At 53.7% G+C, this 23,827-nt stretch carries 9 protein-coding genes; 8 read left to right on the top strand and 1 reads right to left on the bottom strand.

The window, feature by feature from the left end; all coding sequences use genetic code 11:
- The first annotated feature begins 18 nt into the window (after positions 1–18).
- The 8 genes from ALTER154_RS17180 to ALTER154_RS17145 all read left to right on the top strand — a co-directional run bounded on the left by ALTER154_RS17180 (position 19) and on the right by ALTER154_RS17145 (position 21,578).
- Positions 19–5,145, top strand: coding sequence for an Eco57I restriction-modification methylase domain-containing protein (locus ALTER154_RS17180; RefSeq protein WP_160088821.1), 5,127 nt, complete (start codon positions 19–21; stop codon positions 5,143–5,145).
- Between the two features lie 3 nt (positions 5,146–5,148).
- A complete protein-coding gene (locus tag ALTER154_RS17175) occupies positions 5,149–5,895 on the top strand; it encodes a hypothetical protein (protein WP_160088819.1) in 747 nt (248 codons plus the stop codon).
- 97 nt (positions 5,896–5,992) lie between these two features.
- Positions 5,993–6,745: a hypothetical protein gene (locus ALTER154_RS17170; RefSeq protein ID WP_160088817.1), complete on the top strand. Its 753-nt coding sequence runs from the start codon at positions 5,993–5,995 to the stop codon at positions 6,743–6,745.
- A gap of 104 nt (positions 6,746–6,849) precedes the next feature.
- Entirely contained in the window at positions 6,850–8,046 is a 1,197-nt protein-coding gene (locus ALTER154_RS17165) for a DUF6361 family protein (RefSeq protein ID WP_160088815.1), read from the top strand.
- Complete coding sequence (locus ALTER154_RS17160; protein ID WP_160088813.1) at positions 8,043–9,911, top strand: phospholipase D family protein; 1,869 nt, start codon at positions 8,043–8,045, stop codon at positions 9,909–9,911. Before ALTER154_RS17165 ends, ALTER154_RS17160 begins: the two co-directional genes overlap by 4 nt.
- Positions 9,908–13,054, top strand: a complete 3,147-nt coding sequence (locus ALTER154_RS17155) for a DEAD/DEAH box helicase family protein (RefSeq protein WP_160088811.1) — start codon at positions 9,908–9,910, stop codon at positions 13,052–13,054. The genes ALTER154_RS17160 and ALTER154_RS17155 overlap by 4 nt, the downstream gene beginning before the upstream one ends.
- Before the next feature lie 87 nt (positions 13,055–13,141).
- Positions 13,142–19,504, top strand: a complete 6,363-nt coding sequence (locus tag ALTER154_RS17150; protein WP_160088809.1) for a DEAD/DEAH box helicase — start codon at positions 13,142–13,144, stop codon at positions 19,502–19,504.
- Positions 19,505–19,517: 13 nt separating this feature from the next.
- Positions 19,518–21,578, top strand: coding sequence for a UvrD-helicase domain-containing protein (locus ALTER154_RS17145; protein WP_160088807.1), 2,061 nt, complete (start codon positions 19,518–19,520; stop codon positions 21,576–21,578).
- 897 nt (positions 21,579–22,475) lie between these two features.
- Here the strand turns inward: ALTER154_RS17145 and ALTER154_RS17140 are convergent.
- Positions 22,476–23,747 carry a tyrosine-type recombinase/integrase gene (locus ALTER154_RS17140; RefSeq protein WP_160088805.1) on the bottom strand — a complete coding sequence of 424 codons (1,272 nt, stop codon included), beginning with the start codon at positions 23,745–23,747 and terminating at the stop codon, positions 22,476–22,478.
- Between the last annotated feature and the right edge of the window lie 80 nt (positions 23,748–23,827).

Raw genomic sequence — 23,827 nt, 5'->3', positions numbered from 1 at the left:
GCAAGGATACTTGTCACCATGTCCGTTGCCGAAACCGTACAAAGCTTCGTTGGCATTGCCAACGAAAACGAATTTTACAGCCACCATTACCTCGCCGAAGTATTCAAAGACGACATCGGCGAGCAGCTCAAACAATGGCAGGCCGCAGAAGACGCTGACGCCGAACGCAAGGCCCCACCACACCTGTTACGCAGCGCCGCCCGCAGCTGGTTTGTGGCTCGCGCGCAGTTGCGCAGCTTGCGCGAACCGCAAGCCACTTGGCAGGCCTACAGCAAACTGCACCGCGAGTTGTTCAGTGCGCTCGGTTATCAGCCGAGCCCCGCGCAGTGGGAGGGCGTTACTGGCTTGCCGGTGCCGGTTTGGCAGGTAATTCGCGACAGCCAGCATGCAGCAAAGCTGTTGGTCATTCCGGCCTTCAATCCAGATCAGCGCGACGAAGATCCGCTGGAGCACAGCCTCAAGCCTCTGCATTACCAAGGCATTCCCGTACCCAAAGCACTGGCTGGGCTAAGCATGGCTGAGATGATCAGCGAAGCGGTGTTTGCCGCCGAACAGCCACCACGTTTTGTCCTGTTGATAGGCCTGGACCAATGGCTGCTGCTTGACCGCTTCAAGTGGCCTAACAACCGTGTGCTGCGCTTTGACTGGGCCGAGATCCTCGACCGCAAAGAGCTGCCCACCCTGCAAGCCAGTGCCGCCTTGCTGTATTGCCAAAGTCTGGCGCCTGAGAGCGGCAATAGCCTGCTCGATAGCCTGGAAGAAAACGCTCACAAGCACGCCTTTGCTGTTAGCGATGACCTCAAGTACGCCCTGCGTGAAGCCATCGAACTGATCGGTAACGAAGCCCTGGCGCAGCTCAACCAGCGCGCCCAGGATGCCAGCAAAAGCATTCACTCAGGTGCGCACCAAGTAGACCCAGACCAGCTCAGCCTCGAATGCCTGCGTATGGTCTATCGCCTGCTGTTTCTGTTTTACATCGAGGCCCGCCCCGACCTGGGCTATGTGCCGATCAACAGTGAGGACTACCTCAAAGGCTACAGCCTGGAGTCACTGCGTGATCTAGAAATGACCCCGCTGCACAGCCCGCAAGCGCGCGATGGTCAGTACTTCGATACCAGCCTGCGGCAGCTGTTTAAGCTGATCGCCGAAGGCACCCACTTTGAGTCTCAGCACAGTCTGACTGCTGGCACCGTGCAAGACGCTTTTGTGCTTGCACCGCTCGACAGTCGCTTGTTTGACCCTGACTCCACCCAGCTCCTGAACAAAGTCTGTCTGCCCAACTGGGTGTGGCAGGAGGTGATCCGAAAAATGTCCTGGTCGCCGGCCAAGGGCAAGCGTCGGCCGGGCCGGGTGAGCTACCAATTGCTCTCAATCAACCAGCTTGGTGCTGTATATGAGGCGCTGCTGTCCTACCGTGGTTTCTTTGCCAAGGAAGACCTCTACGAGGTCCAACCAGCGCCGAAGAAAAAGGCCAAGGCCGCCACCGATGATGACGATGACAGTGATGCAGATGACGGCGAGCAGGGTGAGCAAGGCGGTAGCACAGATGTGATGGACAGCGCCTGGTTTGTGCCCGCCAGTCGCATCGGCGACTACCTCGACAGTGAGAAGGTCTTCGATACTGTCAACGGCAAACACACCCTGCGCAAATACCCCAAAGGCCAGTTTATTTACCGCCTGGCCGGGCGTGACCGCGAGAAGAGCGCCAGCTATTACACCCCGCAAGTACTGACCCGCTGCCTGGTGAAGTACGCCCTTAAAGAGTTACTGGTCGACAAAACTGCCGACGACATTCTTACTCTGCGTGTGGTGGAGCCGGCCATGGGTAGCGCGGCGTTCTTGAACGAAGCCGTCAACCAGCTCTCCGAGGCCTATCTGGAGCGCAAGCAGGCGGAGCTTAAGCAGCGCATTCCCCATGAGGATTACACCCGCGAGCTGCAAAAGGTGCGCATGTACCTGGCCGACCGCAATGTGTTTGGCGTTGACCTCAACCCGATTGCCGTCGAACTGGCTGAAGTCTCTCTGTGGCTGAACGCCATTTATGGCGAGCCGACTCACGATAAAGCCGGCAATAAACTGCCACCGCAACCGGCGCGTGTGCCCTGGTTTGGCTACCAGCTGTTCCCCGGTAACAGCCTGATTGGCGCTCGCGCCGAGGTCTACAGCTCAAGCTGCCTGATCAAGAAATGCCCGCAACTATGGTATCAGCAGGCACCACGTCGCTTGGATGTCAGCGCGCCTAAGCGCAAGCCTGATGAGGTGTACCACTTTCTGCTGCCTGATCCCGGCATGGCGGCCTACAGCAACAAGGTCGCCAAGGAACTCTACCCAGCAGACTTCGAGCACCTTAAGGCCTGGCGTAAACGCTTTAACGTCCCGCTGGAAGACCACGAAATTGCCCGCCTGCAGCAGTTGTCGCTACAGATCGATGGCCTGTGGCAGCAACATCGTGAATGGCTGGCAGCCGAGCGCAATGCCACCGAAGACCCGCTCGCCATCTGGCCCCATAGCGAGGCCAGCGCCAGCCGCAGCAGCCGCCAGGAGAAGGAGGCGCGGCGCACTCGCGGCCTGTTCAACCCCGATGACGACCATGCCACGCCGTACCGCCGCCTCAAATTGGTGATGGATTACTGGTGCGCCCTATGGTTTTGGCCCATCACCCACGCCCAGCAATTGCCCGAACGTGAGCAGTGGTGGATGGAGCTGGGCGCGATTCTCGAAGGCAGCGTGGTAGATCTGGCCCCGCAAGCGCAGTTCGATCTTGCCCCGCAAGCGGCCGAGCCCGTGGCGCAGGTGATTATTCCCGCCATGCAAGGCTCGCTCGAAGGCTTTGATCTGCAATTGCCACTCAGCAGCTCAGCAGCCGCACCGCAACTGCAAGACAAATACGGCCAGCTGCGCATTAGCCGTTTGCGCGAGCACTTTCCGCGAGTGGTGGCCGTGGAGGCTATCGCCAATCAGCGGCGTTTTATGCACTGGGAACTGGCCTTTGCCGATGTATTTGCCGAGGGTGGCTTTGACTTGGTGCTGGGGAATCCACCTTGGCTTAAGGTCACCTGGAATGAATCAGGCGTTTTGGGGGAGGCGAATCCATATCTGGCAATTCGTAAGCTCTCAGCATCTGAGCTTACACAGGAGAGATTTCAGGCCTTCAAGGAATTCAAGACTCTTAAATCTGACTGGGTCTCTGAACTCGAAGAGGCAGAGGCGACTCAAAGCTACCTAGGTTCGACTCAAAACTATCAAGTACTTAAAGGATCTCAGCCTAATCTATATAAGTGTTTCTTACCATTGGGGTGGCTATTAAGTGGAGTGAGCGGGGTTGTCGGCTATCTTCATCCTGAAGGGCCGTATGAGGATCCCAAGGGTGGTTTGTTAAGAGGTGCTTTATATCCAAGACTTAAGACTCATTTTCAGTTTGTAAATGAGCTTTCCTTATTTGCAGAAGTGCATCACCTCACTAGATTTAGTATCAATATCTATGGTCCTGTTTCGGATAATCCAAATTTCGATCATGTGGCGAATATTTTTCATCCTGTGACTATTGATGCTTGTTATGAACATGATGGCGTTGGTGAGGTTGAGGGATATAAAAATAAGGAAGGGCGGTGGAGTTTGGTAGGGCACCGTGATCGAATAGTGCCGGTCGATATTAAAAGATTAACTATTTTTTCAAAAATATATGATGAGGCAGGTACCCCTCCGCTACATGCTCGCCTGCCATCTTTGCACGCCGGTACAATGGCAAGTGTTCTAGATAAGTTTGCATCTTACCCAAGGCGTCTAATTGATGTCGGTAATGATGTATTTACTCCGGAAATGTGGAATGAAACCCGCCAGCAATCAGATGGGACGATTGTTCGGCGTGTAGATGATGTTTCGTTTGTTTTGGATGTTTCTGATTGGATTGTTTCTGGACCGCACTTTTATGTCGCAAATCCATTCAATAAAACGCCGCGTGCTGTATGCGTCGCCAATGGTCATTATGATTGTATAGATCTTGAGTTGCTCTCAAGAAATTATCTTCCTAGAACAAATTATTATCCGATGGTTGATCGTGTTGAATATAATAAAAGAATTCCTCATGTTGGATGGGTTGAGGTTGAGTCTGTAAAGCTACCTTGGTGTGATCTTACAACTGCTGAAAAAGAAATATTTGTAGGGGTTTTTGAAGATGGGCTTTACGAGGTTCTGAGGTCAAAGCTGAGAAAGTACACTCAGAATTATCGTTTAGTAAACCGTGAAATGATTGGTCCGAGTGCTGAGAGGACTTTGATAACAGCTGTAATTCCGCCAGGGGCAGCAAATTTAAATACTGTGCTTGGGCACTCTTTTAAAGATTTGAGAGAGTTGATTTACTTTGCGGCATTTACTTTTTCGATTGTTTCTGACTTTAGGGTGAAGTCTAGCGGGATGGGGCATGCAAATATGAACTTAATGTCTCAGTTGCCGACTATTCATGCAGGGGTTCCATTGCTATTGGCTGATAATTTATTTATTCGGTGTCTGGCTCTAAATTGTCTTTCTGTTCACTATTCAGATTTGTGGGGTGAGTCTTTTGATTTTCGGTTCACTGAAGTTGTTTGGACTCAGGTAGATAATTTAAGACTTCCTCAGGACTTTTTCACTAAGCTCGGTAGTAAGTGGACTCCTGAATGTGCCCTACGTAGCGACTATGCCCGGCGCATGGCGCTGGTCGAAATCGACGTGCTAGTGGCCCAAGCACTCAAGCTCACTCTCGAAGAACTGATCCTGATCTACCGCGTGCAGTTCCCGGTGATGCAAGGCTACGAGCGTGATACTTGGTACGACATCAATGGCCGTATCGTCTTCACCAACTCCAAGGGACTGGTCGGCGTCGGCCTGCCGCGCAAGCTGGGTAAAAAGGATGATCCCGTCACCCTGACTCTCCCCGACGGTTCAACCCGCAGTGGCGCTATCGGCTGGGATGACATCCGTCAGCTACAAGAGGCTGGCCTGCTGCCCGACGGTAGCATCATAAGTCACCGCGTTCTAAACGACACGCTGCCTTCAGGCCCCTTTATGCAAGAGCGCCAATACACCGCGCCCTTTGCCCTGGCCAACCGCGAAGCCGACTATCGCATCGCCTGGGCGTTTTTCGCCAGTCAGGCCGAGGGCAACTGACCCATGCGCTATGGACAAGGAAGTCGACGTATCGGCCTGCCGGTGCAACGGGTTAATGGGCAGTGGGAGTTTCTCTACGGCGGTGATGTGCCCTTGCCCGATGGCACCATCGCGGAACTGGTGGTCGACAGCAGCGCGATTCGGGATCGTGATTTTCTCAACCTGATCAGTCAGGAACTCGCAGTGCAGGTCTTGCCGTTGGGCACACCTTTGCTGGTGGCGCTCAGTGATCAGAGCCATGGCTGGCAACAAGCAGAAGCGCAGCCCAGACCGACTATTCCGTTGCAATTTTTGCCACCCGGCAGCACACGGTTTATCACGGTGCACATCGGGCCAAAGAGCAAACGCCAGAGCGATTTGTTCTCCGCGGACGAAGGCGGCCTTTGGCTGCGCCAGACTGGCCTAGATCGTTGTGAGTTGGAGTGCAGCCCAATCCTGATGCCTGAAGGCTCTGCCAAAGCCGTGGCGCAAAGCCCCAACCACGCCTTTACCATGCTTTCGGAGCAATACGAGCAGCATCGCCTTTCGCACACCGGCAACGCCTACACCCAGTTCTTCTATCAGGAAGCCGATGGTCAATGGCTGCCGCTCTCGGTGTTACGCGACGGTATGTTCAAACGTGCAGAAACCTCAGTCATTCACCTGGCCTGGCAGCAGCTGGAAACCAAACTCGGTTGGTGCCATATGCCGCCAAGTCCAAAAACAACTGTGCCTAAGCGTAATAAACCGGATGCAGATGCCGGCCAATAGCGCAGTCTTAGTAGGTGTATTCGTGGGGTTGCAGCGGTTAACAGGTTGTTAATCAGCCAACTCGGTGCTGGTCACATTAGCAAGTAGGTGCAGTTTTATGCCGCGTACTCAAATCATCATCGAAGACCATGTAGTCCCTCAACTGCTGACCTCCGCCATCGAGGCGTATGAGATTCAGCATAAGTCGCACTTGAACGGCAAATCCAAACATCGTTTGGAAACCTATGGTTTGCTCTGGGGCTATGCGCTACCTGCCCGTGGTGACGATGTGCCCGTTCGCTTGGTGGCCGTTTTAGCGACGGTGGAAACCTCGGCATTGCGTCATGAGCATTGGGTTCTTCCAGACAATGAATCCTTGCTGATGAAACGCGATTTCTTTCGTGAGTACTGGCCGCAGCTGGAGTTAATTGGCACTTTTCACTCGCATCCTTATGGAAGCCTGGCGGAGGTTAATGGGGAGAAAGGCTGGCGTGGTTCGCCAATTGATGACGAAGGCAACGGGGATTTTGCCCACTGGCCCGATGTTCATAAGAGCGTATGCAGCGACATGGATATGCTGGCCCACGTAGTCGTTACTATCACCGGGCTTGGCCGCAAAGGCACAGCAGGGCCGGAGCGTTTGCCGGGTGGTGAAAGCCCCACGGGATATGTGCTGACTGCCGGGGCACGCAAGCTCTGGATTAAAGGGTATTGCACAAAGCAGCTTAAAGAGTTGGTTAGTCAAGTGCGCAAGGATGGAGATAAGCCGGACAAGAAAAATATCCAGGTTTCTTATCACGTCGAAGAGAACATCTTCCTTGAGATCCCGTCATTGCAGCAGCGCTTTGCTGACGAATATCTGCGCAAATAAGCAATGTGTTGGCTCGCTTGGATGGGCTGTTGAAACGCAGGGTAGCTTGCTCCGAAAGTTGCTGCCACCTAGGTAGGCGCCGCTAAAAAATAGGGAACATGGGCATGATTGGATGGATTCAGCTGTCGCGCAGTGCCGTGGCTAGTGCTGAGCAAGCACTAAAAGCCGACTCGCAGGGCGTGCGCGATGAAGTGGGCTTTTTAGCCTTGCATCAAGCCTTTTCAGATCGATTTTTTCCCGGTACATCGGTGTTACATACGCGCCTGCGTTATGTGTTGTTTATCCCGTGGTTGATGGAGCGTGCTGGTGGCGATCCAGCGTTGTTGCGTAAATACGAGCTGGAGTTGACCAAGCAATTGAAGGATTACCCCAAAGGTAATCAGGGTGTGATCGGCGCTACCGTTTGGCCGGATGAGCCTAGTCAAACACCCTCGATGGCGTATTGGTCGGCGTTGAGTCGTTGGGGCGTTTTGCGTCCCCGGGCTGATGGCGCATCGGCTTCGCGCCGACAAACACTCAAGCGTATTGAAGCCATGCATCAGCAGTCCGCTGGTCGTCGACATGAGGTCGATGGGGAGCAGTTGTTTGAACATGAGCCATCACCTTTTGCGCAATTACCTGCCGCCCCACCTGAGTTACTCAAGGCCGGAGAAACGCTGGATTTCCGTTTAACTAAAGGCGAACGTGATTTTCTTCGGCGGCAGCTACTCGGATTACGGCGCTCCCCGGAGTGCTCTGAGCAGAGCCTGCTGGCGCGTTTGGTCGAGGCGCGTTTGCCGGTAGCTGACATTGAAGCGCCTTGGGCAGACAGCATTCTAGCGGTGGCCTCTGAGGTTGATCAGCGGGCGCTGTTATTGGCAAAAAATATGTCTGCGCTGGCGGGCATTGGGCGTGCCGTATATAGCGCTCTGGTTGAGCAACTAAAGGCCAATGGCAGTGGCGATTACTCAGCCCGCCACCGTGATCACTTGGATGAGATGGTGGCTCTGCATGGCAAAGAGGCTCGGGCCTTAGACATTGTCCAACTCAATACGCTGATCCCTGGTTTGTCGACTCAGCTGCTGGCAGTGCTTAACGCAACCCAGCAGTGGCTGAACTCGAAAACCTCAGCCCTCACTGAGCTGCAGCCCGTCTATGCCACTGCCGAGTTGTTGCGTAAGGGCGCGCGAGCGCGCCTGTCGAACAGCCTAGCGGGGCAAAAACGTCGTGCTGAGTGGGAGAGCGATGAGCATCCTTTGGCTGAGCCATTGCATTATCGCTGGCGCAATGTGCGTACGTTACTGACGGATCTAAGCGCATGAGCAATCACCTGTCCCACTTGGCCGTGCTCGATCATTTGCGTCCGCCACCCGGTTGGCGTACCGATATGGCCGTGCTATCGACCTACTCAGCGCACACCTCGGTATTGGCAGCGGCACTCCTGGCGCTGGCTGGGCAAGATGATGAGTCCGCCTCCGGAACCCGTATTGGCCTGGTACGTGCGTTGAGTGAGTTGCGCGGCAAGGTACATTTTGTTGTGCAAAGTGGGCGTTTAACTCTGCCTGCCAACCCCGCGCCGGTAGTAGCTTTGCTCGACCGTTTTATCGTCCAAGCGCCTTTCGATGAAGGCTCTGACGGAATGCACAACGGTAAGTCATGGCACGCCAAGTTTGCTTTGGTGCGTCATGTATCTGTAGCCGATCCAGAGGCCGGCGAACGTTGGGTGTTTATGCTGGGGAGTCGCAATCTAACCCTGGATATGTCCTGGGATCTTGGCTTGGTACTGAAGGCCGGAAGCGACACTAGAGTTGACGGTAAAACAGCTGCGCAATTAATTGCCGGGGTTGGGCCGTTGGCTGCCTCGCTGGCCAAATTGTTTCCTGCGCTCAAACATTGGTCTGTCTTTGCCGGTGCATTAGACAAAGCTCACTGGCAGGTGCCACTGGGTATGACAGTGACGCAAATCAGCCTAATGCTGCCTGATGACGGTGGGCGCAGGATGCCTGAAGCCCCCAAGGATATAAGCCGGGTGCTTGCTGTTTCGCCCTTTTTGGACAGCAAAGCAGTGGCCACGCTGGCGCGCTGGGGCAGCGACGAAACGCAACGTGAGTTGTTATCGATACGCCCTGAGCTGGCCAAGCTGGCTGGGCAGTCGGGAAAAGCACTTGAGGCTTATGGCACGTTACTTGTGCTGCCTGAGGCAGTAATCGATAACCGCTCTGACACGGCTATAGCTGCCGACGATGAAATAATTGCTGCTGACCAAACGGGTCTGCACGCAAAATTTATTTATGCCGAGCATTTATCCGGCAGCACGTTGTGGCTCGGCAGCGCGAACCTCACCGGCCGCGCCTGGAGCCGAAATTCTGAGTGCTACGCCTGCGTGGTCATCAATGACGCACTCAACGACGCCAGCAAAACGCTGCTGGCCGGATTGAATGCGTTTATCGAAATGGCTCAGCCTTTAATGTTGGCTGAGCTGCAAGATCAAGCTGCAGAAGAGACTCCGGCGATGCGCTTGTCTAGCGCACGTGTGCACGTGGCTGCTCGCATGGCGGGCGCGGTGCAAAAAACTGTAGAGGGCGTTGCTACTGTCCAGGCCGACGGCTTGCCCCACCCAGTTGATGAGGAGATAGAACTGTTCTGCGGTCGGTTAATGGAGGCACCAACGCTATGGCCTCGTAACCTCTCAGTGTTGGCCCTGCCTCACGCAGAGCACCAAGTTACCGATTCTGACTGCGTGCGGATAAGTCTGGTTTTGGGCGCGGAGCGGGTTGAGTGGGTGCAGGTGGTGGCATGGAGTCCATCTTTGGATATGTCACGTGATGAGGCCGTGCTGAGTGACTATCTCGGGCCTAGGCAGATGCTTGCATGGATCCACGATGTTCTAACCGGATATGCCAATGGTGATGAGGGTGGGGCTTGGGATGAGCCTATGCATACTGCCAAGTCGACTGCGCGCAAAGCCCTTGCCATTGGCTTGCCAAGCATGGAGCAGGCCCTGCGTCTGTGGTTGAAGGATCGAACGAAGCTAGACGAGGTGGACCGAATTCTGGCTATTTGGCAGAAGCGACGTGCTGCGGCGGTTGTAGATCCTGAAATGGAAAAACACTTGCTGCAGTTCACTAAAACCTGGGGCGCGTTACGCAAGGGATTGGCGATGCATAAGCGTCTGGGGAAATCATGAGTATCGAGGCTAAACCGTTCCAGCAGGCCACCATTGCCGCAGCGGTTAAAACTTTAAAAAAAACCTCGGGGTCTCGCCGTTTTCTGGTCGCCGACGAAGTGGGCCTGGGTAAAACCATCGTTGGCAGTGGGGTCATACAGGGCTTAGCAAAAGCTCAGGCCGCTAGTGGTCAGCCGTTCTCCGTGCTTTATGTGTGCTCGAACCTTGGTATTGCTAAGCAAAATATTGATCGTTTATTAACTTTTTTGTCAGAGGATGAGCGCAAGACTGCGATTGCTAACGTTGACCGGCCAAGCCTACTAGCTACCAGAGCCAAGCCGGAACATAAGCGCTATCACGTGTATTCGCTGACGCCTGCAACGGCAATCCCTACGCGTAAAGGTCAACGACAAGATGGCCGCATGGAGGAGCGTGCGTTGGCGCTGGTTCTATTGCAGCTGATTATTCCGTCCGAGAATGAGTCAATCGAGCAAATATTTAGGGGGGCAGCTGGTGAGCCATCCTTCGATGGCTGGGTTCGTTATTACCGCCAGCAGGCGCTCACTGGGCAGCTGGGTGGGAATGAGTTTAGGCAATTATTCCGTTCGGCATTACGCGAGACTTTAGGCCTAAAGGCTGGGCAGCATTTGCCCGCACGAATTAACTCGATGCTGGCTGAAGACGTTCAGCATTCGGATTTGCTCGGCGCGGCGCGTACCGCACTTGCAATCGCTGGGTTACGAAGTATCAATCCGGGCTTGGTGATTTTTGATGAGTTCCAACGCTTCCGGGATTTGACTGATGAAGATGTCAGCGCTGTGGATGACGGCAGTGAAGACACTGCGCGCCTGCGTGATCGTGCTGCGGCGCTGGTGCTAAAACAAATTCGCGGTAGCGCTGACGCGACGGGCCCGGCGCTATTGCTTCTATCCGCAACGCCGTATACGCCTTATCGAGGGCGAAGTGAGCCTGTGGGTGTCGGTGATGGCAATTCAAACCAAAGCTCAGATTTTTTTGATTTAGTCGGCTTTCTGGCAGGCAGCGCCACTCATGCGAAAGAAGCTAAAAAATTATTCAGCGAGCTTAGCGAGGAGCTGCGTAAGGGGTTGATTGATTCAGCCCGTGGCCAAGAGCTTCGACGTGCACTGATTAAGAAGTTGTCGCCGCTAATGTCACGGACCGAACGGCCGCAATTGCCGAGCACTGATGGTGCCGCCGCGGATGATGCGTCGGTTATCGATGCGGAGTTATTGCCTTGCGATATTGCGCAGTTCTGCCTGATGCAAGACAGCTTCAAACCTGAAGATTATCAGTGGATTTTGCCGTTATGGCAGTCAGTTCCATTGCCAATGCAGACACTGGGAAGTCGTTATTTGGCTTGGAGGCGCAGTGAGGCTCCGAAGCAGGCAGTGCTGACCAAGGGCAAAAGGAACAAATATAAATTGCCTGGGCAGTTACCTCATCCGGGCTTGAGAGCCCTAATGAATGCGATTTCTGGCCCGCAACTAACGCTGCCATGGACAGCTCCGTCATTGCCCTGGTGGCCATTGAGCGGCGGCTGGAAACCTACCGCCGGTGATAAGTCAGTAAACGGCAAACTGCTTGTTTTCAGTCGCTACCGAGCTGTACCAACAGCGCTTGCAGGGCTAATTAGTTATGCGACGGAGGCTCAGCTCAGTACATCAGTGAGCGGTGGCAGGGCGGGTAATTATGAGCAGGCAAATAAAAGACGCTGGCTGCAGGCTTCGGAAAAAAGATCGGGGCTGCTAGAGCTATTTCACCCTTCACCGTTTCTAGCCGATCTTGATCCGTTAAAGGCCCCGTTAGGAAATTTACGGAAGGTTAAGCAAGCTGTTGAGCAACAGCTGCGTAGCAAGCTCAAGCATTTAGGCGTACGAGTAATAGCCGATGGCAAGCAAGCATCTCGTAAACCCTGGGAATTGTTAGCGGCCATTGAGAGCAAGGCAGGTCTTTGGGACGGTTCGTTAGCCGCTTGGCAGTCGGTGGCTCCTCATGCTTTGAATGAGGAGCCTTCAGGTGCCCTAGACGCTATTTTGCAGCACTGGAGTAGTGCTGCTGCTAAGGACTGTAACGTCATAACGGACAAGGAGTTTTCGACACTTGCTGCGTTTGCGCTCGACTCTCCTGGTGTAGTGCTGCTGCGTGCGCTGAGTCGTCACTGGCCTGATGCCAGTAAGCATCTGCCTCAGATAGTGTCCGTTACTTGGGTGCGGTTGCGTACCTACTTGGACAAAGCTTGGTTTTACTCGGCGCTTGCCGCGAGGGAGAGCGGAGGCTACCCAGATGCTCTAAGAAGTGCAGTGCTCAATGGCAATCTTGAGTCTGTGCTTGATGAGCACTTTTGGTATCTATCCACGGGCGGTTCAGGCGACTGGTCTGAGCTACTGAAAGACTTTGAAGTTAGCTTAGGACTGCGTGATGCCAACGTAACGTTTCACGACGCAGCATCTGCTAATCATAGTGATGAGCAGGACGTACCTGCATTTACGCTTCGTTGTCATGTTGCGGTGCCTTTAACCGAGGGCCGAAGTAAAACCTCCCAGGCTGCTCCCGATGGGGTAGAACAGGATGTCCCCATTCGCTCCGATGAAATCAGGAAAGCCTTTAATAGCCCGTTTTGGCCTAATGTCTTAGTGACCACATCAATTGGCCAAGAGGGTATAGATCTGCACCCGTGGTGCAACGCGCTGGCGCATTGGGATCTGGCCTCCAGTCCCGTCGCGCTGGAGCAGCGTGAAGGTAGGATCACTCGTTTTGCTAGCCTGTCTGTACGCAGGGCTATTGCACAAAAATTAGCTGTCGATCTCGACTCAATTCCTGACGACGCTAGCCCGTGGTCCACGTTGGCTGGCATTGCTGAAAAAACGCTAAGTAATGATTCCGGACTTTCGCCCTGGTGGGTTGTTGAGGGCGCGCGCTGCCATAAGTATTTTTTGGCGGTACCTGGCAGTGAGCAAACTGAACGCTACGACGCGCTCGTTAGAGAACGAGCGCTATACCGGCTGGTTTTGGGCATGCCTGATCAGGTTGATCTAATGAGCATTCTCGACGCAGAAGGAAAAGGTCTTGATCAAGCCGCGATTCGAGAAGCCTGTATTGATTTGTGTGCATACAACATCCACAAATCTAAGAGTGGCAAATAGCGTTCATGCTTGGATTTTAAAACGTTAATTTTTCCGCCAGCGCGCCATTAATATTTGGATGCAGTAATTAGAAGGACATGACTTGAAATGCTGCCACCGCTGCTAACACACGACATTATTCAGGGCCTTAAACAGTTTCTGATCACCGGATTTGAACCGTCTAACCCATTTTTCCAGGGCTTGATGCAGCGCTATGTAGCTGACGAACAAGCTTGGTTGAAGGGGCCTTTTTTACAGCTTGGATTACCGTTTCGTACCGGTAGCCAGGGTGCTGGGTTTTTCCCCGGTTTGACCATGCAACATGCCGGTTACGTGCATCAGGAAAAATCTTGGGAGCGGCTGGCCAGTGACAAAATGGCGGCCAATACACTGGTGGCTACAGGGACCGGCAGCGGTAAAACGGAGTGCTTTTTGTATCCGTTGTTGGTGCATGCCGCGCGTATGCGTGCTGCTGGTGGTGATCAGGCCAAGGGCATCAAGGCACTGGTGATTTACCCCATGAACGCATTGGCTACCGATCAGGCTCGGCGCTTTGCTGAGGCGGTGGCTGAGTTCCCGGCATTTGCCGGTTTGCGCGTTGGTTTGTTTGTCGGCGGGCAGAGTAAGGGGCAGAGTGGCAACCCTGTGATGACCGCTACGGAGGTGATTACTGATCGTGAGGTTATGCGTCTGCAGCCACCAGACATTCTGCTAACCAATTACAAGATGCTCGATTATCTGTTGATTCGCCCCAAGGACCGTCAGTTGTGGGCGCACAACACGCCGACCACGCTGCGTTATGTAGTGGTCGATGAACTGCACACTTTCGATGGTGCTCAGGGTACGGACTTGGCGCTGCTGCTACGCCGGTTGCGGGCTCGCCTGCAGACGCCGGAAGGTCAGCTGATTTGTGCGGGTACCTCCGCCACCTTGGGCGGGAATGCCGACACCTCGCCGCTGCGTGAGTATGCCCGGCAGGTGATGGGCGGCGAATTCCCGCCCGAGTCGGTGATTACCGAAGATCGTCGCACCTTGGCAGAGTTTTTAGATGGTGCCAGCACTGAACATGTATTCGAGTTTGCTGAAGATCATCCGCAGTTGCTCGATCCATCGCGTTACGCCAATCAGCAAGAGGCGATCAAGGCTTGGTTTGGCGTGTTTTTCCCAGCGTTGCCGCTGCCTACTGATGTTAGTCATCGTGAATTCAGGGCCGAACTAGGGGCGCATCTCAAAAGCCATTTACTGGTTGAGAAACTGCTCAAGCTGCTTGATGGTCGTGTACGGATAATGGGGGAGCTGGTTGAGGAGCTGCGTGGCAGCCTACCGACACGCTCCAGAGTCTTGGCTGAACCAATACTGGCGGCGTTGGTAGCTTTGCTTGGCTGGGCTCGCGACCCGGTTGTCCCTGCTCTACCGCTGCTAACTCTACGTCAACAGCTCTGGTTGCGTGAGCTGCGGCGGATGGTGGCGCAAGTACAAAGTGTGGCGCAAAACGTCAGTTTGGTTTCGTCGGTCGACCTGAAGGCTAAACCAGGCGGGCTATTTTTACCCTTGGTGCAGTGCACAGAGTGTCGTACCACCGGCTGGCTTGGGGTAAAGGCTGATGGTGGTGCCAAGGTAAGTAGCGATCTGGAGTCTATTTACAACGCTTGGTTTGATCGACGTCCGGAAATTATGCGGCTCTACCCAAAGAGTGGCTTTCCTGCGGCCCCGCAAGTGGAGTGCGCGCAGCGGTTTCTCTGTGGCGAATGTGGTCATGTGCAAGGTAAAGGCGAACAGTGCACAGCCTGTGGTTGCGATAGCTTGGTGGAGGTTATGCAGGTCACGGCAACCACCACTAGCGAGCGCAACAATGCCGTATTCAATTGGCACGATTTAACCTGCCCCACTTGCGCTAGTCGTGATCGACTGATTCTGCTCGGTGCCCGAAATGCCACGCTGGGTGCGCAGGTTATTGAGCACAGTTGGGCGAGCCCATTTAACGATGACAAAAAGCTGATCGCCTTCTCTGACTCTGTGCAGGACGCTGCGCACCGGGCCGGTTTTTTTGCTGGGCGTACATATGGCCACAACACGCGTATAGCGATTGCCCAAGCCTTGCATGAATTAACTGCTGCGCAGGGTACTGTGCCTTGGACGGTATTCTTGCAGCAGCTGCCGGAGCTGTGGCTCAAGCGCTTTGGGCGTGAGCGTTTCGTTAGCGAGTTTATCGGCCCCAATATGCTCTGGTTACAGGACTGGGATAAGTTGGCTCATGAGGATGAGTCGCTCGGCCAAAACAGTCGCTTACCGGAACGGGTGGCCAGGCGTCTGGCTTGGCAGGCGTTTGTCGAATTCACTTATCTGAACCGTCGCGGTCGTTCGCTGGAGCGTGTTGGTCTGGCTACTGTGGCGCTCGACTTGGAGGCTATCACTGCAGTTGCTGAGCGCTTAAGGCCAAAACTTGCAGAGCAACTTGGGTTGCGCCAATTGTCTCAGGCGACGCTGTGGCAATGGATATGGGGCTTCATGACCCATTTGCGGCAACGTGGAGCGGTGTCACATCCTGAGCTGAGTAACTATGCGCAGGATGGCAATATATTTGGCTTGGTCGAAGTCGGTGAACGTCGTAACTGGATGCCTTCGATGGGTACGCATACTCCGCGGCCGATATGGTTGAGTTTGGGGCAGCACCGTGCTTTTGACCGTATCAGTAGTCAGTCGGGCAATTGGTATTTCGGCTGGATGACCACGTTGTTTGAGCGCGATGAAGTGCTGTTGGCCCGCAACATTGTTGAGCCGATATATCAGCTGTTAATTTCTGAGTTGTGCTCAGAAGGGCTGCTGGTGCGGGCGCAGAGTGATGCGTTGGGCGACAGCGTGGCGCTGAATGCCGAACGCTTGCAGTTGACTCATAACGTTTGCCATTTGCTCACAAACAATAAACTTAGACCCTTATGTGTCCCTTTAGCTGCAGCCGAGCAGCTGATGGACCTGCCTTGTCTTGAGGCGTTTACCGAGCGTTATACGCAGAGCTGCGAGCAAACGCAGAGTCGAGTGCAGGGTTATCTTCAGGCTGATGTGCGCCGGGTCATTTCGGCCGAGCATACGGGGTTGCTTGAGCGTCAGCCGCGGGAACGACTAGAGCAGCGGTTCAAGGCCAGGCCAGAACAAACTCAGCCATGGTACGAGAATCTGCTCTCGGCAACGCCAACCTTAGAAATGGGTGTCGATATTGGCAGCCTGTCGTCCGTGCTGTTGTGCTCGGTACCGCCAAGTCAGGCGAGTTATCTGCAGCGAGTTGGCCGAGCAGGTCGACGTGATGGCAACGCTCTAGCCACCACACTGGCCGATGGCAGCAGCCCGCACGATTTGTACTTTTTCAATGAGCCAAGCGAGATGCTCAGCGGCGAGGTTTTGCCGCCAGGGATTTTTCTGCAGGCCGCTGAAGTTCTGCGTCGTCAGCTGTTGGCATATTGCCTGGATGATTGGGTCGGCACCGGAATAGATGATTCGGCGCTACCGGAAAAAACCAGCACTGCTCTCGATGCTATTCATGCGGTAAACGAACGAAGCTTTCCGTTTTCGTTTATGAGCCATATGCAGGTTAACGAGCCGCGTTTACTGGCAAGTTTTATCGCTATGCTCGGCGACGATATCGATGATCGGGTGCGCCAGCGTTTGCAGTTTTTTATGCAAGGTGGTGACGGCGAAGACTCTCTGCGCATGAAACTGTTCCGTACACTGGAAGAGCTGGGTAAGGAGCGTGCGCTGTATAAAAAGCGCCAGAGCAAACTCAAGGCCGACATCAGTAATTTGAAAGCCAAACCTCAGGACGATGTAACCATCGAGGAAATTGATAGTCTTGACCGTTTGCGTGGCATGGCCCAGCAGCAAGCTAAAGCGATTAATGAGAAGGATTTGCTCAATACCCTGACCGACGCTGGTTTGATCCCCAACTATGCCTTCCCAGAAGCAGGCATTCAGCTGAAGTCGATGTTGTGGCGCAAAAAACAACAAGGGGAGGAGGGCTCAGGTAATTACATCACGCTGCCTGCCATGAACTTCGAGCGACCTGCATCTTCGGCGCTGTCGGAGTTTGCTCCGCAGAATCGTTTCTTCGCAAATCAGCGCAAGGTTGAGATCAATCAGATCGACATGCAGTTGGCCAGCCCTGAGCGTTGGCGGATGTGTCCGTCCTGCCATCACATGCAGAATCTCGAAAGCCAACCAGATAGCGACTCTGAGTGCCCGCGTTGTCACGATGTGATGTGGACGGATGCTGTTCAGGTCATGACCCTGCTGCGCTTTAAGCAGGCAGTGGCCAATAGCGATGACAGTAAGGTACGTATTGACGATAGCAGCGAGGATCGTGAGCCAAAGTTCTACCAGCGTCAGCTACTGGTGGACTTCAAGCCAGAGGACATTGAGGTGGCTTGGAGCTTAAAGAGCGAGAGCCTGCCCTTTGGTTTTGAGTTTATTCGCCACGCACAGTTTCGTGACATCAACTTCGGCGAGCGTGGTAAGGGCAGTGAAACTCTAAAGGTCGCCAACCAAACAGCCATACGGTCTGGTTTTAAATTGTGCAAATACTGCGGCATGGTGCAGAAGCCCCCGCGGCGCAAACGTGATGCTGTGGATGAGCCTGTGCAGACACACGCCATCGACTGTGAAAAGCGTAAAAGTGAAGATCCACTCAACTTGATCGAGTGTCTCTATTTGTACCGAGAGTTCGAGTCTGAGGCATTGCGCATTTTGGTGCCGTTCACCAAGGTAGGCATGGATGAGAGGGTGGTGCAGTCGTTTATGGCGGCGGTCCAGCTGGGCCTGAAAAGACGTTTCGGTGGCAAGGTCGACCACCTGCGTATGACCACCCATGAAGAACCGGGTAAAGATAATGGCCCCGCCCGGCATTACATCATGCTGTATGACTCGGTCCCTGGCGGTACGGGGTATCTACACCAGTTGCTGAGTCAGGACGCACAGACGTTGAGTGACGTTCTGCGCATGGCCTCCGAGCAATTAAACAGCTGCCGCTGTAATGCAGAGCCAGACAAAGATGGCTGCTACAGCTGCCTTTATCAGTATCGACTCGGTCGGGCGATGAATCAGGTCTCACGTGATTGTGCGCGGGATATTTTGGATGAGCTATTGGGCTCGCTAGATATGCTGGAGAGGGTTGATTGCATCAGTGATATCGAGATCAATCCGCAGTTTGACTCGCTGCTGGAGTCACGCTTTATTGCCAGTTTGCCTCGACTTGGTAGTGAACTTGGGCAGCCGAAGGTTCGCTTGGTCAAGGATGTTGTCAAAGGCAAAAGCGGTTATCAGCTAACCGTAGGCAGCGAACAATATTGGGTAGAGATGCAGGTTGAATTGGCTGAGGCAGATGGTATTGCCGTGGCCTGTAAGCCTGACTGCGTAATTTGGCCAAAGCTCAGCCAGTCACCTCGTCGCCCGATTGCCGTATTCTGCGATGGCTGGGCTTATCACCAGCCCGTTCTGGCCAGCGATGCTCTAAAACGTTCGGCACTGGTAGGTAGCGGGCGTTTTTGGGTTTGGTCTGTGACCTGGGACGATGTCGAGGCTGCCCTCGATGGTAAATCTGCAACGTCCCTCGGATCACCTTTCGGTAGTCATGTGCAAAACAATTTGCCACCGAACATGACCGTGGATAAAACCCTGCTGCTGCAGCACTCCATTGCTCTGTTACTCCATTGGTTAGCTAGCCCTACACCTAATGGGGTGGATGCTTTTATGGGGCGTCAGCTCATTAATATGCAGGGCCTAGCAACCCAGTTGGTATGCCTGCCGACAGATGCGGAAAAGCTGTCGGCAATGACCGCAGAACTGGGCAAGCTTTGGCAGTTTTTACCTTCGGCCCTGCAGGAAAAACCACAGCGGGCAAGTGTTGCTGGCTCACCATTTGAGGCTGAACCCCGTATTCGGTTGTATTGGCCGCACAGTTGGGCATCAGCAGGGTCGCCAGCAGAGCAGTCTACTGGGCTATTTGTTTTGAATGACAGCAACACAGATGACAAACAGTTACATACGCAATGGCGTCATTGGCTAAGTTGGTACAACCACCTCCAAGTCTTACCAGGAATGCTGCTGGCAACTAGTAAAAGCTTGGCCAGTGGTGATTTCTCTGCCCTTAGCAAAACGCTAGGGGGTAAGCCTGCAACACCTGGGCAGGGTGAGGACTCAGCTTGGCAGGCAATATTTAATCAAGTGGTCAAATCAGTTAAACCGGGGCTTGAGCAGTTAGTTACGCTGGGCGTGGTACCGCCGGATGCTGTCGGCTATGAGTTGCCTAGCCTAGATGGTGATGTTCTGGCAGAGGCCGAGCTAGCCTGGGTCGAGAAACGCTTAGTACTGCTGCTGGAGAATCAGGATGACTACGCGCCAGAGTGGCAGACACACGGCTGGCAGTGCGTAATTGCCGCTGGTGAAGAATGGCCTGAGCAGTTAGCTGCCCTGATTAATGCTTAAAAAGGAGTTGTTGGTGAGTATTCAACCTAGAGTGGCATTGTCGCAGGACTTCCTACGCAACCTCAGCCGCCTGCCGAGTCAGGTGCAGGCAAAAATTCTTAAGTGGGCCATTAAATTTCAGGCAGACCCTAAAGGCAACGGTATCAATTACGAAACCATTAATGCCGCAGCGGACCCTAATTTACGTTCAGTGCGAATCGACCAAGATTGGCGAGGCATCGTCTTCAAACCGCCGGTGGGTGATTTGTATGTTCTGCTCTACGTTGATCATCACGATGATGCTTACCACTGGGCTAGTCACCGCAAGATGGCGATTAACCCAGTAACAGGTGCGATGCAGATTGTTTGCCTTGAAAGTGTGGTTGAGCACGTTAGTGTTCCTGCGCCGGCCCAGGCCCTCCAAGTTGTTGGGTTATACGTCCAATACTCTGATCATGAGCTGATGAGTTTGGGGGTTCCTGAGGAGCTGCTGTTAACCGTACGCAAGCTGGTTAATGCCGATGAGCTTGATGCTGTTCAGGCGGAGCTTCCAGTTGAGGCCTACGAGGGACTTTTCTTGCTGGCAGCAGGGGACACGCTTAATCAGATTCTGATGTCGCGTGAAACTCGTGTCGATCAGGTAATTGATACCAGCGACTTCATCGAAGCAATCAAGCGCGCAGAGTCGCTTTCACGCTTTGTACTTGTCGACAGTGATGACAGCATGACGGCCATTCTTAATGCGCCGTTGGCGCAATGGCGGGTGTTTCTGCATCCCACTCAGCGTAAGTTGAGTATGGGGCCGCGCTCCGGCCCAATGCGGGTGTTGGGCGGTGCAGGTACCGGCAAAACGGTGCTGGCCATGCACCGGGCCAAGTGGTTGGCGGAGCAGCCGGCGGCGGCCAACAGAAAGGTATTGTTTACCACGTTTACCCGAAATCTGGCCTTCGACATCGAGAGCAACCTTAAATCGTTCTGCCCGCTGTCAGTGCTTGAGCGTATCGAGGTGAAAAACTTGGATGCTTGGGTACATGGCTTCCTGCGTCATCATCGCTACGAACACAAAATTCTCTATAACCGCAAGAAAGAGGGCGCCGATGCATGGGCGTGCGCAATGGCAATCAAGCCAGATGAGCTGGGGCTGGATGAAGGCTTTTACGAGCGCGAGCTGGAAGATGTCGTGCTGGCACAAGGCATCGATAACTTGGATGACTACCGAGCCGCTCGACGGGCTGGCCGTAAGGTTATTTTGAGCCGTAGCAAACGAGATGCTATCTGGCCGGTATTTGAGGAGTACCGATCTCAGTTGTCCAGTCGACAATTGAAGGAGGTGGACGATGCATACCGCGATGCAGCTCGCTTGCTAGAGGAAAAACCAGAAAGTTTGTACTCATCGGTAATCGTTGATGAAACCCAGGATTTTGGCCCACAAGCCTTGCGATTGATTCGTGCAATGGTAGCTCCGGGAGAAAACGATTTGTTCTTTGTTGGCGATGGCCATCAGCGCATCTACAAACGTAACACTGCCTCGATGAGTCGCTGCGGCATCAATATCCGTGGCCGTTCGCGCAAGCTATACCTTAACTACCGCACGACCGATGAGATTCGTAAGCAGGCAGTGGCTTTGCTTGAGGGCTGCGAGATCGATGACCTCGATGACGGCAAAGACGACAACAGTCGCTATAAGTCGCTGTCACATGGCCCAGCACCGATACTTGAGAGCTTCTCTGGTCTTGAGCAAGCTTTGTCTAAGGCAGTGGAAGTCGTGAATGTATGGGGTAGTGGGCAGCAAGCGGATAGTAATAATTTAGCCACGACCTGTGTAATGGCAGGCTCCCAAAAATTGCGAGATGCGTTAGCCCAGCACTTTGCCAGCAAAGGTTTTGCTATCAGTGTGTTGGACGCCACAGCAGCAGATACCGCACCTGTGGAGAACATTCGCTTTGCCACAATGCATCGAGCTAAAGGCTTGGAATTCGATCATGTGATTGTCGTAGCCGATGCCCTTCTGGACGAAAATATGGGGATTGATCCTCGGTTGGTGTACGTAGCAATGACTCGGGCAAAGGTGCGGGCGGCTCTGCTGCAGGCATAGCGGGTTCTGTTATATGACTTCTGCGATTACCCAGAACAGCCATGCTCCGCATCGAATGATCAGCCAGCCATTCACCAGCGGCGAATGAAAAAGCTGTTTTTTGACAACAAATGGCAGCCGCTACGCGAAGGCAGTTGATCATTTTGCTCCTTTGCTTGGTTTCGCTTCACATTCGTTACGCTGACCTCACAAACGATCAAAACGCCCAACTGCCCCATACTTGAAGGCTTCAAGTATGGGGGGAGAGGGCGTACTTGAAGAATCGCCTGTACGGCTGCTTCAAGTACGCCCTCTCCCGTGTATTTGTTGTCAAAGCTTAGCCAGCCCGGCAGGCCGGGCTGAAAAGGCGACTATGCTGACGATGATTGATATTCGCGACTGCCAAATGCTGGACTAATGGTAGCCAGTCGGTTATGGAAAATTTATATAAGTCATTGATTTATATAGTTTTAATATCGAAATATAACCGATAAAAGTAGTGCCAGTTCGGGCGCTCTTCTTGCCTAAAGTGGCAGTTTTCGTGTCTGTATTGGCCGTTTTTGGTGCCCAAACAGGCAGTCTTGATGCCGCTTACGGCACAGCAAGTGTATCGCGGTGTGAGTTTGCGACAGCCTTGGTGTGTCGCACCGGTGACTTGCGATACTCCCTGAGTGTCGCAGCTGCTGGTGCGACATGATGGAGGTATCGCAGCTAACGCATGCGACAGGCGCTGGGTATCGCATTTCCCGGTTGAGATAATCAGGTTGTGTCGCAGCTAGCGTATGCGACATGACGGGGGTATCGCAGCACTGGCTTGCGACAGTCCTAAATGCAAAAAGGCCGCACTGACGGCAGCCTTTATTGATCCTTCATCGCATCATCTCCAGCTGATGATGTTGCCCCTCTGTTGTGAAGGGGCTAGTGCAGCGTTTTCTTGGCTTTCCGGCCTCGCTTGCTGCGTCCTGCCTGACTGCTCATCAGATGCTTGAAGTGCTGCCAGCTGATTGCGTCCAAGGGTAGGTTGTAGCTCAAGTTGCGCTCCAGAGTATCCAGCAAGATCACGGACGGCGACTTTTCGAGATAGTGCTCGTTGGTGACTTCGAGCTTGCCGCCATCATGGCCCAGAAGGTGTGCAATGGTTGTCGCTGGCACGCCAGACTTCTGAAGTTGCACTGAGAATGTCCGGCGAAAACTTTTGAAATTGAAACCGCCGGCGAGTGCGACTGGGCAATGCTGGCCGATAAATCCGGCACCCGTTACGGGCCCACAGAAGAAACGGCTCGCAGCACGTGAATAAAGGTGCTTTTCGTCAAAACGCAGCTCTGAAAACAGCAATGCGTCTGGGCCTTGGGCCTGGCGGCGCTCCGCTACAAAATCTAGAAAACCCATTTCGATCAGCATCGAGCAAATTGGAATCTCGCGCTCCGATTGCACATTTTTTAGCGACTTGTTGAAGCCATTGGCGTTGATGCTGATCAGGGGGACGCCATACGTGTCATGGATCACATCGTGGACGCGTAGCTGACAAAGCTCGTTGAGCCGGGCTCCGGTGAAGAGCCCAAGCGGCATCAGCCAAAAACAGTAGCTGTGAGCGTCCTGAAGCACCTGGTCTTTGGGTATGTTTGGCACGTAGGTTCGATAGGGCCAACTGGCGAAGAGGCTGACCAGGTTGGAGTCCAGAAAGGATTTAGTGACCTTCGATCTAGTGGTTTTGCAGCCTTTGGCCTTTGGAGCCTTGTAGTCAACCCACTGATCCTTAATCGCTTCATCAATCATGCGATTGAACAGCTGGTAGTAGGCTTGAAGGTTTGCGCCCTGACCGCAAGCGGTGCTGCCCTTTTGTAGCAATGTCGGGAGTGAATCCCGAATCGCTTGAATGTCAGCACTACCCAGTTCAGCCACCCGGCGTTGTGGGTTTTGCTCGGTGAGTGCTGTCTTCAGCTTTGCCATCCTCGCTTGGAGCATGTAGGCCGTCTTGGGTACGTAATCGTTTTCGCGAAGGAAACGAAGCCGCACGGTATCCAGAAACTCGCTGATGAGGGGGGAGTGATGAAATCGATGAATTGCGCTGGCAATGCTGGCGAGATACGGCAATGCCAGTTCTAGGCTTTTTTCATGGCCGGGAGCGGCCACGAGGGTCAAGCCTTGAAGGATAGGAGCAGATAGGTTGGGGTTAATTACAGCATTCATGTAGACCTCACTAGTTAATGAGATCTCAAAATAATACTGTATGGTTAGCCAGTCAATTGCTTTTTTATAAAACATTTAAT

It is taken from the genome of Pseudomonas sp. 9AZ (assembly GCF_902506525.1).
Classification (GTDB): Bacteria; Pseudomonadota; Gammaproteobacteria; order Pseudomonadales; family Pseudomonadaceae; genus Aquipseudomonas; species Aquipseudomonas peli.
Note: the sequence above shows the minus strand (reverse complement) of the source record. Positions and strands in the feature narration are given on the sequence as shown.